This window comes from Granulicella mallensis MP5ACTX8 (assembly GCF_000178955.2).
GTDB classification, from domain to species: Bacteria; Acidobacteriota; Terriglobia; order Terriglobales; family Acidobacteriaceae; genus Granulicella; species Granulicella mallensis.
On the sequence record NC_016631.1, the window covers coordinates 2,366,552 to 2,378,263 of the forward strand.

Genomic DNA, 11,712 nt, shown 5'->3' on the forward strand with positions numbered 1-11,712 from the left:
AAGAGCGAAGGCCACGCGAGGCATGCAGTCATCATTTCGAATCGATGAGATGGACGGCAGTCTCAAGTACCTCGTCGCGCCCTGCTGCGATACCTTGAATGGTTGGCTTAGAGACGATGTCGGGGACAATGCCGACGCGCTGGGTGGGTCGGTGATCGGGATAGAATACGCCGAGGCCGCTGATCATGGTGGTGAGCCTGCCGGGCAGCGAGAAGGACGAAACATTGCCGTCTGCGCCGGACGTGGTGCTTCCAACGACGATGGCATTCGGCATCGCGCGCAGGGCCATGGCGGTGTATTCGGCTTGGCTGACGGAAGTTTCGTCGACGAGGATGACGACCTTGCCGCCGAAATGGATGGGACCGGGCTGGACACGCGGGCCGTCGCCGAAACTGAATGCGCCAGGATTTGCTAGATCAGCGAAGGTGAAGGCAACGAAGGGCGTGGGACTCGTTGCGAGATAAGCTCCCATGGCAAAGGGCATGAAGGCCGAGGGATAGTTGCGAATGTCGACGATGATACCGTTGGTATTTTTCGCCTGATCGAAGTAGGACGGCAGATCGGCGGCCTTGATGGAGGAGAGCTTGAGGTAGGCAACCTGGGGTGAGAGCAGGCGGAAGGTGTCGCCGGGCTGGTCGTGGGTGCCGAGGGATTGTTTGACCGCGATGCGCTTAGCGGGGATGTGCAACAGGTGGCCGCTGCGTATGACGGTGACCGCGATAGGGCCGCAGACGCCACCGGTGAGATGCGACGCGAGATCGCGTTGCCGGGCGGCCTCGTTGGAGGCTGCGTAGTACGGAGCCCATTGCTCTATCAGAGACGCGACAGGGGCGCCGTTCAGGCTATCGAGAATGTCGCCGGGGCGGAAAGCGGTGTCTGCTGAGTCGACTCGAAAGACGACGGGCTTGTTGTCGATGAAGCGAAACGTGGGCGACAGGGAGCACTCGCCCACAGGCGGGCGGGAGTCGAGAGAGTTCCAGAGATTGGCATGCGTGTCGTTGGCTTTGGCAATCAGTTCGAAAAGAGCGAGCTGATAGGCGGTCTTATCTTTGGCGAGGGCGAGCTTAGGGATGAAGTCGGCGAGGACGGCGCTCCAGTCCTGGCCGGCGACGTCGCGGTCAGGCGCCCAGTACTGAAGGATGTTCCACCATCGGAACAACGCTAGGAGCTGGTAGCCGGAGTCCGGAAACGTGATTTGCGGATAGCTCGGCTCGTGCTCGAACCTCGGGTTGCCGGTTTCGGAGACGATCGACACGTAAAACTGCTTGCCGGTTCGGTTGGTGTAGATGGACTCGAGACGGCTACTCAGAGGCGCGCTGAGCAGGTTGCGGTTGTGAATCCAGTCGAGCGAGGGTTTGAGGTTGAACTCGCCCGTGGGGGCAGGAACGCAGGGATTGCAGGGCGGAACGGAGCCGAGCTTGTCGATCCAGGCAAGCAATGCAGCGTTTGCGTGCGCGTGATCGGGAGCGGCCAGAATCACAGGCAGGATGCGAAGCAACTCGTAGTCCCATTGCCGCTGGCCAGAGGTGAGGGTAGGGTGATGATATTTGAGCATTCCCCAAACGCGAGCGAGCGTGGCCAGGTTGGTGATTTGCGTGGGCGTAAGCGTCTTGAGGACGATGTGCGAGCCGACATCGAATTCGTGGTCCGCGGGCATCTCCTGCCGGGGCGGTGCGTCGGGGGCGTCTGCGATGGGCTTGCCATCGACGAGAAGCTCCAAGTCATCCGCCCACAGCGTGCCTGTGCCGGTGACGAGGACGCCGAAGAAGAGCTGCTGAGCCTGCGGTTGGATGGGGACCGCGATGCGGTACTGTGCCCAGTCGCGCGTGCCGGCAATTTGCTGCGATTGCATGTTCTCAAGCGAAAGTATCCCGTCGTCGCCATCCTGGCGGATCCACAGACCGGCGTTGCCGGCGACATCCTGCAGCTTGAGATAGCCGCGAAGCTCTACCGTATGACCTTGGAAAGCAACGGGTATGGTTCTCGTAATCACGGAAAAGTTATCGGCGGATTGCGCGTCGCGCTGAAGGCGAACGGACCAGCGGCCGCTGTGGGCGATCGTATTGTCCGCAGTAACCGTGCCGGGCGGATTGGAATGCCATCCAGTAAGAGCCGTGGTGGTTTGATCTTCGAAACCCAGCGACTGCTGAATGGTGGCTCGGGAACCTGTGGATTGAGCAGTCACTGGCGAGTTGAAGGCAAGGAGGACCGCAAGTAGGAGGACCGTTTTCATCACGAATCAATAGCCCCTGATGGTAACCGACGACAGCACTCTAAATGAGTAGTTTCGCCGTCGAATGATGGTAGCCCTTCCGGAAAGGCGGTGTTATTGGAAACAAAGATTCACGTCGCTCCCTTCCAACTGGTGCCAAATCGCCAAGTCCCTCGTCGGATGAACTGATTACTTTCGCTAAGACGACTTGTCGTTACTGATCTAAGCCTCCAGTCTTTCTCAGCGATTGAGGCTCATTCGTGAACCGGAGGAATCGATCGTGCGTGCTGACGTTGTCCTCCAAGGGGATCACCAGAACCACGGACGCACAGTGCACGCATTCCGTTGTAGGGATAAGGCCATCCGACTGGATTGTCGTTCGATTTACCTTCATTGAAATCGAAGTAGTATTCGTAGCCGCTCGACTTTTCCTTGCCGTCCCCCCTGCTACTCCATTCATCGCCTGTCAGAAATAGATCGCCCTTGACATGCCAGGTAAAACTCCTTGGAACGCCGCCTTTGGTGTCACCCGCCCGCCCAGGAGCGGTGGCACTCGGCTCATAAATTCCTTGCAGTTCGAACATATTTGCAAGCCGCCAATCCGCGTAACCGCCAAGGCGAAGCGTGCGACAAAACTTCAATGCGCCCTTCCAACTCACATCTTTGCCATTGTCTTTAGCTGCCCACGTGAGATTGGTGGATGAGTCCGTCCAAAGATCGTGCGTCTGGATCGCCTTTGGCACAGCTGCTTTTGTCGTCGATTGAGCACGAGCAACGAATGCGCTCATGCTGAGGAGCACCAGATAGAGTGTCCGTCTTTGCAGATGAGGAAGCATAAGTAACGATAAACGAGTTTCCCGGAGACAACGCGATCCTTCATGTCGCGATGAAGCCGTGTCATGAGTGGTGCCCGTTTCCTATCTCTCACAGTGGCCGTCATCCGTTGTCATCGGAAGAAACCTGCTGGATTTTGCGGTGGAATAATACGGAATGCGTAAAGGCTCTACCAGAAGACCGCAAGATGACTCGCCGGCGTTGCACGTCAAGAACTACATCACACCCGGTGGACTTGAGCGCCTGAAAGAAGAGCACCAGTTTCTGCTCAACAAAGACCGCCCGGCTGTGGCGGTAGTCGTAGCGTGGGCTGCCAGCAATGGCGATCGCAGTGAAAACGCCGACTATCAGTACGCCAAGCGCCGGCTGCGGCAGATCGATGGGCGGATTCGCCATCTCTCCAAGCGGATGGAAGCTGCCGAAGTGGTGGATCCGGAAGCTCCGAGATCGGGCCTGCGGGCGACGAAGGTGTATTTCGGTGCAACGGTGCTCTATGCCAATGCCGCGGGAGTGGAGCGAGAGGTGAGCATCGTCGGCGCCGACGAAGTCGACCTCGACCGCAACCATGTCAGTTGGGTGTCGCCTCTGGGCCGCGCATTAATGCGGTCGGCTGAGGGGGACAGTGTCGTTCTCGAAGCACCGGGCGGTAAAGAAAGCCTGACAGTGCTGGAGGTGCGTTACGAGCGCATCGCCGTAGAACCATTCCGTGAACCTCCGGGATCGTATGCTGCTGCGAAACAGTCGTAGAGCGGAATCGATGCCTGGCGTGTTGCACGAAAGGAAATGAGTCCTCATAAACGCCGTTAGCTAGCGTCAGTGATCAAGCCGGTAAAGACATTGCGGCGAGTTTCACCTTTATGTAACCTCGCTTCAGAGGTGTTCTGACATCTGGCTTGGAGGTCAGTAGCTTGGCAAAACTTGTCTATGCCTTGAACCAGTCGCTGGACGGCTATGTCGACCACGACCACGAGAAATTTGTACCTCGCCCCGCGCTCTTTCGTCACTTCATCGAGGATGTGCGCGGACTTTCGGGCATGGTGTACGGTCGCCGCATGTACCAGATCATGCGTTATTGGGATGAAGACCATGCGAACTGGGGCGCGGAAGAACATGAATACGCGGCTGCATGGCGCAGTCAACCAAAGTGGGTTGTGTCGCGCTCGTTGAAGTCGGCCGGGCCCAATGCAACTCTTGTCGCCGATGACATCGACGCGCTGATACGAGGACTGAAGGCACAGCTCGTTGGGGAAATTGAAGCCGGAGGCCCGGACCTGGCTGGAGCCCTCACCGACCTTGGTCTCATTGATGAATATCGACTCTACCTGCACCCTGTCGTGCTTGGTAGTGGCAAGCCGTTCTTCTCGGGCCCTCTGCCGTCGCTCCGATTAGTTGCGAACGAACTAATCGCCGAAGACGTGATTCGCTTGACCTACGCTCCTGCTGCGCAAGTGCCGACGGACTACAACACGCTAAACAGGTAACGAGAAACGTGCTTCTCGTCCGTTGACTATCAATGATATGAAGCCGACTGTCGGATCTCGATGAGTACATTGGCGATCATGCACTCACCGAGATCCGCTGATATCAGATCGCCGAGAAGCCGCCGTCGACAGCCAACTCCACCCCGTTCACGAAGCTCGAATCATCTGAAGCAAGAAACAGCGCGACCGTCGCGATTTCCTCAGGTTGACCCATCGTTCCCCGCGGGATCAGGGATTCGAACATCTCCTTCGCCTCCTTGGTGAGAACTTCTTCCTGCATTGGTGTGGCGATCGGCCCCGGGCTCAGCACGTTCACCCGAATCTTCCTGCCCTTCAGTTCGTTGAGCCACGTGCGTGCGAAGGAGCGCAGTGCCGCCTTGCTCGCCGCATACACGCCGAAACCAGGAAAACCCTTCACCGACGCAACTGATCCGGTCATGATGATCGATCCGCCATCGTTGAACAGCGGCAACGCCTTCTGGACTGTAAACAGCGTTCCGCGTGTATTCAGGCCGAAGGCCGCATCGAAGTGCTGTTCGGTAATCTCGCCCAGTGGTAAGGCTTCGCCCGTGCCAGCGCTTGCGTACAGGACGTCGATCTTGCCCTTTGCCTGCTTGACTGTATCGAACAGGCGGTCGAGATCGTCGAGATTTGCCGCGTCACCGCGCACGCCGGTCACGTTCCGGCCAATCAACTTGACGGCCTCATCGAGCTGCTCTTGCCTCCGACCCGTGATGAAAACGTAGGCACCCTCTTCAACGAACCGCTTGGCGCTGGCCAGTGCCAGGCCGCTCGATCCACCCGTGACGACTGCGACCTTACCTTCAAGCTTTCCCATCATTACTCCCTTTGATAGATCTGTAGAATTCAGTACTGAAGAGTAGAGTTCTTTGGCAGTGGACGAGCACTGCTCGCAAGTCCTAATTTTTTGTCCATTCGTCCAAAACTGGGAGGCTGAGTTGGATCCGATAACAGACATCTTCAGAACGATGCACGTAACCGCTTTCGGTCTGCACAGGCTCGAAGCCACAGCCCCGTGGGGCGTGAAACAGGAAAATCAGGCCGAAGAAAAAGTCACGTCTTCCGGCAAAAAGACTTCCCCAACAGATTTGGCGCACTTCGCCATGCTCTCGCGCGGCAACTGCTGGCTGAGTGTTGAAGGGATTGCGGAGCCGATTCCTCTTACCGGTGGCGATTGCTTTTTGCTGGCTAAGGGGACTTCGATTGTTTTGCGCGACAGCCCGCGGACACGTCCGAAGTGGAGTTTCAGCGAGATCGGGGCCAGGGCCAACGGCAATGTCGCTCTTTGTGGCGGCGGTGGCGCACCGACGACAATCGTCTGTGGTTCCTTGAGTTTCGATCGCGCCAGCTTGAAGCCGATCACTCAGTTATTGCCGAGCTTCATTTTGATGAAGGCCGATGAGGCACGCACGCTTGCTCTTCACAACACAGTGCAGGCGCTTGCGTTAGAGATGGCAGAACAGGCGCCGGGATCTGAAGTCGTCGCGACTCGACTGGCCGAGGTTCTGTTTATCCAAGTGCTCCGGGCGCATATTGCGTCGGGACCAGAACGTAACAAAGGATGGCTTCGTGCTGTCTTCGATCCTCAGGTGGGCACTGCCCTGAGTGCCATTCACGACAGAGTGAATTCACCCTGGACGGTCGAATCCCTGGCCGAAGCGGCGGGCATGTCTCGCTCCGCATTCGCAGCCCGTTTTAAAGAGCTACTCGGACAAACACCACTGGAATATGTAACCGAGTGGCGGATGCAGAAGGCGATGCAGCTACTACAACAGCGTGACAAAAAGCTCATAGACGTCGCTCGGTTAGTCGGTTACGAGTCCGACGCTGCGTTCAGTAAGGCGTTCAAGCGAGTTGTTGGGGCTAACCCTGGAGAATATCTCAAACGTGGTTATCAAAACCGAGGCCATGTCTGAATGGCAGAGGTATTTGAAGTGGAGGATTCTGATTTTGGCGGCGGGGCCTAGGGAGTGTCACTAAATTGGTGTTTTCGGGTTGAAGATTGAGCCGTGCAAATCGCATGATGAGGCAAGACCCGGAAGGGCTCGGCGTCAGCCGGGCCGAACAAGTTGGTGAGCAGATCTCTTCCTCTCTGCCGAAGGCTGAAGCCGGAGCGACTGAATTGGCTTCCTCAGTGCTGCCAAGACTGTGTAGGGCTCGCCAGAGATGGATTTGTGGCTCGAGTGGGCGGTTTCGCCACAACCAAAGAAAGCAATTCAGTCGTTGCGGCTATGCCTTCACTCCAGCGTTACCACCCTGTGAGCAAAAGCGGCTCACAGGGGCCCGGTTCTTCGGCAGAGAGGTACAGGCCTTTGGCCGGGGCTATTTACGGCATGGCTGAAGCTGTTCAGTCTCATGACATCCTTTACACTTTGCGATCGAAAGTCCTGTGGGCTCAACGGCGGCCAGGAAAGGGCGGTTGCTGCGCAACCTTGGAAAAAGAAAGGCCTTTTCCCACCTTTCCTAGCCTCGACGGCCGCTATTTATAGGTAATTTCGAAGAAACAAAGTGTAAAGGATGTCTAGGGACAGAACAGCTGAAGCCATGCCCTTCCGATCCGTGCCTCAAAAAACTGACTGCACAGTTCGACCACACTCCAAGTGCAATTTGCTGACACACCCTAGGTCCATTCGGGAAACTGACTTTTATTCTCGTCAAGGGCTGAGATCTTATGCATGTCCTCAGAGCTCAACGAGAAATCGAAGATGGCCAGGTTTTCGCGGCGATGGTCTGGGTTAGACGAACGCGGGATGGCGATGACTCCGCGCTGGTGGTGCCAGCGCAGAACCGTCTGAGCAACGGTTTTGCCATGTTTCTTGCCGATCTGCTCCAGCACCGGGTTCGTAAACAGCCCGTTGCGCCCTTCTGCGAAGGGAGACCACGCCTCCATCTGCACACCAGCGGCATGCAACGAGTCAAATTGACCGGCCTGCTGCAGGAAGGGGTGTGTTTCCAACTGATTGATGACAGGCTTCGTGGTCGCTCCTGCGGTCAGGCTGGCGAGTTGTGCCTGGTCGAAGTTGCTTAGGCCAATGGCCTTGATCTTTCCGGCGGCGTTGAGCTCTTCCATGGCTTGCCACGAGCCCTTTACATCTCCACGGGGCCGATGAATGAGATAGAGATCGAGGTACTCGAGTTGAAGCTTGTCGAGGGTCGTTTGAAAGGCGCGCTTCGCTGGTTCGTAGCCGGAGTCTTCCACCCAGATCTTGGATGTCACAAAGAGAGACTTGCGGTCGATTCCGCTCTTCTTGATCCCCGCGCCTACGGCTTCTTCATTGCGATAGACCTTGGCGGTGTCGATCAGACGATAGCCAGCGGTAATGGCGTCTGCGACACTCTCCGCGCACACATCGCCGGTTAGACCGTAGGTTCCAAAGCCAAGGGCCGGCATCATCACACCGTTGTTGAGCCGTACCTGGGGTATAGAAATCTGTCCCTTGGCGGAGGCCCATCCCACGCGGCCGAAGGCGGCCGATGCTGCAAGGAGGGCTCCCCCCTTCAGCACAGCTCGGCGGCTAATCGCGCCTGTTTTTTGGTCGCTGTTGATGTTCATCATGCTCTGCTTTCCACCTTCCAGTTGAGTCGATCCGCCGGACTGGCTGATAGAGGCGATGGTACAGAGAAAAGCGTTTTTCGTCACATGAGAGGGGCTGGGGCGGAGTACGTGTTTTCAGATGGAAGTTTCTGAATCAGTGGGAGCCTATGTTTTCTGAGTGATACGAACGAAGAACGGGAGGAAGCAGCTTGGATTCAAGCCCCAAGTGCAACATTTGTGAACATACCAGGATTTTGCCAGAACTCTACGAAGTTGAAGGCTCCTTCTGGGAGGAAGAGTTCTGCTGGGGCGCGTTTTCCGAGTGATTTTCGGATGCGTGCATTGAAGAGCATGGCGATATCGTCGAGCTGCTGTTGTGAGAAGTGACCGAGGTCTTGTCCCTTGGGCAGGAACTGGCGGAGCAGGCCGTTGGTGTTTTCGTTGATGCCGCGCTCCCATGGCGAGTGGGGATGGGCGAAGTAGACCTCGATGCCAGTCTGCTGTTCCAGCCACTTGTGCTGGGCCATCTCTCGTCCCTGATCGTAGGTCATGGAACGGCGCATCTGGGAGGCGAAGCGGTTGAGGATGCGGGCGAAGCCTTCCGCGCAGGTTTTTGCCGAGCCGTCTTCGAGCTTGACCAGGGCGAGGAACAGCGTGGTGCGCTCCACCAGCACCCCGACACGGGACTGGTTGAGTCTGCCCTTGATCAGGTCTCCTTCCCAGTGTCCCGGGACCAGGCGAAGCCCCACCTCCTCGGGCCGCTGGTCGATGAGCTTGATGGGGTCGATGAAGTGACGGCGGTTGGGGTCCACAGCGGCCTTGGAGCGCGATCTGCGGCTCATCCGGCGGCGGCGCAGCATCGTCATCACGCGGGCGCGGAGTTCTCCCCGTGGCATGGCGTAGAGCGCGGTGTAGATGGTCTCGTGCGACAGACGCACCGGATCGGGCATACGCCTGAGTGTGAACCCAACCTGCTCCGGACTCAAGCCCCGGCCAAGCTCGGCCACGACAAGGTCCCACACGAGGGTGCCTGGAACCAGTTTGCGCGCAACCCGCGGCATGCGCTGCAACCTTCGGGCACGTCGATCTGCCGTCACCGCAGAATAGCCTCCGGCGATAAACCGGCGACCGCCCTTCGGACTAGGCTGCGCAACGTGCCAGCCATTACGACCCATCTCCCGGGTGACCGTGGACCGCGCCCGTTGGAGGCCGGCGGCTATCGCCGCCGGCCTCCAACCCATCGATAACTGCGTCTGCAGAAGACAGCGCTCCTCCATAGAAAACTGCTTGTACGTTCGACCCATGCAACATCTTCCTCCTTAGAAAAGAAAATGTTGCACTTCCAGTTTGAATCCAAGCAGGTTCCTCGGCTGCGCCTCGGAATGACAACCAGAAAAGCAAGAGCAAAGACAACTGCACAAAGTGGGGGAGCAGAAGAGAGCATTCTCCCCAGCTCGAGGGGGGTGTCCACACTTGTGTGGGAACTGCTCTATAATGATCCAGTCGGGCGGGAGTAGCTCAATGGTAGAGTAGCGGCTTCCCAAGCCGTTGGTTGCGGGTTCGATCCCCGTCTCCCGCTCCAATACACAGAGATTAGAAACACAAAGGCCGCGCCATGAGCGCGGCCTTTGTATTGTGAACCAGGCGTTATTTGCTGGCGGTCTGTGTCTTCTGCTGTGCCGGTAGCGTGTGGTTTTCGAGGGCCAGTGCCTCCGGCATAAACGTCAGGGCCTTGCTGATCTGCGGGTCCCATTCAGCCCGGATGCGCATGCCTTCCGCCTGTCCGAACTGCGTGGTGAAGAGCTCGGCCTTGATGGTCGACTTTACCCAGTCCAGATTGTCGGCGATGTCCTTGTCGGTGTACTCAATCTTTTCCGACTTCAGGAAGTCCTTGAACTGCTGGATCAGCGCGTCATCGACGACCAGCTCCTTGGTGACCGTGTGGTCGGAGAGATAGTGCTTGGTGAAGTTGAAGAAGGCATAGTGCTGCAGAAGAATGTCCTGCAGGTGGTCCGACTTCAGCTCGGCAATCTTCTCGTCAGGAGTGATGCCGCCACCGCCGTAGACCGTACGTCCGGAGTCCGTGAGCTTGACCTCGGTGTTGGTGTTGTTCGCAGGCAGCGCACCCTGGCGGGCGTAGTAGTAGTCGTAGAGCGAGACGCCGTCATAGTTGCGCTGGATGAGCCGGCCCGACGGGGTGTAGTAGTGGAACGTCGTCAGGGCAAGTCCTGTGTTTTCAGCAATAGGGAAGACCGTCTGGACGAGGCCCTTGCCGAAGGTCGTTTCACCGACGATCAGCGCGCGGTCATGGTCCTGCAGCGCGCCTGAGACGATCTCTGCAGCGGAGGCCGTATTCCGGTTGACCAGCACGACGATCGGGTACTTCACATTGGAACCGCTGGGGGCGCGATAGACCTGGTCGGGGAAGGCGCGTCCGCGCTGCGAGACGACGATGTCGCCCTTCTGCAGGAACTTGTCGGAGACGTTGACGGCTTCGTTCAGCAGGCCGCCGGGGTTGCCGCGCAGGTCGATCAGGAGTCCGTTGATGGGTCCGAACTTGTCGAGCGCCGCCTGAACCTCATGGGAGGTGGTCTCCATGAAGTTGGTGACGTGGATGTAGCCGATGCCGGGCTTGATCTGGAAGGCGATATCGACGGAATACCGTGGAATTTCATCGCGGATGAGGTCGAAGACCAGGGGTTTCGCGGTGCCTTCACGGCCCATGGTGACGGAGACGTGGGTTCCTCGGGGGCCCTTCAGCATGCTGGCCACCGCAGTCGAATCCATGTGTTCCGTTGTCTTTCCGTCGACGGCGAGGATCACATCGCCGGGCCGGATACCCGCTTTATAAGAGGGAGTTCCTTCAAACGGCGCTACGACGACGATCTTTTCGCCCTGGGGCTGAATCTGCATGCCCACGCCGTAGTACTTGCCGTGCTGGTCTTCGCGCATCTGGGCGAAGTCCTTGGGATCGTGGAAGCTGGAGTGCGGATCGAGCACGCGCAGCATGCCGGGGATCGCGCCATCGTAGATCGCCTTATCGATCTTGTCGTTGTCCAGCTTGTCGGCATAGTTCTGCTCCACGACCGCATAGACGTTCGTGAACGACTTCATCGAGTCGCGCAGGGCTGACTCATCGGTTGCGGACTGAGCGGAGACGCCGCCGAACACCGAACCCGCGACGCCGCACGCCGCGAGAAAAATAGTTGCCGAAAAAAGTGCACGTCGTGTGCGGTTGACCATAGGGACCGAAGAGACCTCAATACGGAAGGGCTGTCAGCAAAAGTCGCACAAAAGGTGCGCTGTTGCAGCCGTTCTGGGTTGGACGGAGTATAGCATCTGCAGGTTAGCCCTGAGGCCGCCGGCCCTTCTTCCGGGCGGGCAGAAGGGAGCGTGCAAGGCGGTTTTCCGGGGGAAAACCAGCGCAACCGTCGTTATATGGTGAGATGCACCATTTGAGGGACCGCCCTGCCCCCGCAATTGTGTTTCCTACGGTTAGAATGAGAATGCCAGATGACCTCTGTCTCGCCCTGCGGTCAAACCAATCGAAACTCTCCGGTACGAAGGATGGGGGATCGCATGGGGACCGAAGGACAGACCAATCGCTGACCGTATGGGCAGGGCCGTAA

General features: G+C 57.9%; 9 protein-coding genes and 1 tRNA gene. 4 read left to right on the forward strand and 6 right to left on the reverse strand.

Translation table 11 applies throughout. The annotated features are described in order from the left end of the window. Window positions 1–31: 31 nt before the first annotated feature. Together ACIX8_RS09935 and ACIX8_RS09940 are read right to left on the reverse strand one after the other, a co-directional pair. Window positions 32–2,233 carry a S41 family peptidase gene (locus ACIX8_RS09935; protein WP_014265207.1) on the reverse strand — a complete coding sequence of 734 codons (2,202 nt, stop codon included), beginning with the start codon at window positions 2,231–2,233 and terminating at the stop codon, window positions 32–34. Between the two features lie 233 nt (window positions 2,234–2,466). Next, window positions 2,467–3,000, reverse strand: coding sequence for an Lcl domain-containing protein (locus tag ACIX8_RS09940; protein WP_190273762.1), 534 nt, complete (start codon window positions 2,998–3,000; stop codon window positions 2,467–2,469). A 202-nt stretch (window positions 3,001–3,202) separates the two neighbouring features. Here ACIX8_RS09940 and greB point away from each other — a divergent pair, with 202 nt between their 5' ends. Next, window positions 3,203–3,793, forward strand: coding sequence for a transcription elongation factor GreB (gene greB, locus ACIX8_RS09945; RefSeq protein ID WP_014265197.1), 591 nt, complete (start codon window positions 3,203–3,205; stop codon window positions 3,791–3,793). A 161-nt stretch (window positions 3,794–3,954) separates the two neighbouring features. Next, entirely contained in the window at window positions 3,955–4,527 is a 573-nt protein-coding gene (locus tag ACIX8_RS09950; RefSeq protein ID WP_014265209.1) for a dihydrofolate reductase family protein, read from the forward strand. 103 nt (window positions 4,528–4,630) lie between these two features. Here the strand turns inward: ACIX8_RS09950 and ACIX8_RS09955 are convergent, their stop codons facing one another. Beyond that, a complete protein-coding gene (locus ACIX8_RS09955) occupies window positions 4,631–5,365 on the reverse strand; it encodes an SDR family NAD(P)-dependent oxidoreductase (RefSeq protein ID WP_014265210.1) in 735 nt (244 codons plus the stop codon). Between the two features lie 121 nt (window positions 5,366–5,486). Here ACIX8_RS09955 and ACIX8_RS09960 point away from each other — a divergent pair, with 121 nt between their 5' ends. After that, the gene (locus ACIX8_RS09960; RefSeq protein ID WP_014265211.1) at window positions 5,487–6,464 is read left to right on the forward strand and encodes an AraC family transcriptional regulator; all 978 of its coding nucleotides are present in this window, start codon (window positions 5,487–5,489) and stop codon (window positions 6,462–6,464) included. A gap of 704 nt (window positions 6,465–7,168) precedes the next feature. Here the strand turns inward: ACIX8_RS09960 and ACIX8_RS09965 are convergent. Next, window positions 7,169–8,104, reverse strand: coding sequence for an aldo/keto reductase (locus tag ACIX8_RS09965; RefSeq protein WP_014265212.1), 936 nt, complete (start codon window positions 8,102–8,104; stop codon window positions 7,169–7,171). A 194-nt stretch (window positions 8,105–8,298) separates the two neighbouring features. Further along, window positions 8,299–9,387 (reverse strand): IS30 family transposase, encoded by a 1,089-nt coding sequence (locus tag ACIX8_RS09970; protein WP_014265213.1) that lies wholly within the window; start codon window positions 9,385–9,387, stop codon window positions 8,299–8,301. A 203-nt stretch (window positions 9,388–9,590) separates the two neighbouring features. Between ACIX8_RS09970 and ACIX8_RS09975 the strand changes: the two genes are divergently transcribed. Continuing rightward, window positions 9,591–9,665: transfer RNA gene (locus tag ACIX8_RS09975), tRNA-Gly, on the forward strand. 65 nt (window positions 9,666–9,730) lie between these two features. Here ACIX8_RS09975 and ACIX8_RS09980 read toward each other — a convergent pair. Further along, on the reverse strand, window positions 9,731–11,326 hold the full coding sequence (locus tag ACIX8_RS09980) for a S41 family peptidase (protein WP_014265214.1): 1,596 nt from the start codon (window positions 11,324–11,326) through the stop codon (window positions 9,731–9,733). Window positions 11,327–11,712: the final 386 nt, after the last annotated feature.

Excerpts from the sequence above, each read along its gene's own strand:
- ACIX8_RS09970 (WP_014265213.1), bottom strand. The coding sequence starts at position 9,387 with ATGGGTCGAACGTACAAGCAGTTTTCTATGGAGGAGCGCTGTCTTCTG.
- ACIX8_RS09965 (WP_014265212.1), bottom strand. The coding sequence starts at position 8,104 with ATGATGAACATCAACAGCGACCAAAAAACAGGCGCGATTAGCCGCCGA.
- ACIX8_RS09955 (WP_014265210.1), bottom strand. The coding sequence starts at position 5,365 with ATGGGAAAGCTTGAAGGTAAGGTCGCAGTCGTCACGGGTGGATCGAGC.
- ACIX8_RS09980 (WP_014265214.1), bottom strand. The coding sequence starts at position 11,326 with ATGGTCAACCGCACACGACGTGCACTTTTTTCGGCAACTATTTTTCTC.
- ACIX8_RS09940 (WP_190273762.1), bottom strand. The coding sequence starts at position 3,000 with ATGAGCGCATTCGTTGCTCGTGCTCAATCGACGACAAAAGCAGCTGTG.
- greB (WP_014265197.1), top strand. The coding sequence starts at position 3,203 with ATGCGTAAAGGCTCTACCAGAAGACCGCAAGATGACTCGCCGGCGTTG.
- ACIX8_RS09935 (WP_014265207.1), bottom strand. The coding sequence starts at position 2,233 with ATGAAAACGGTCCTCCTACTTGCGGTCCTCCTTGCCTTCAACTCGCCA.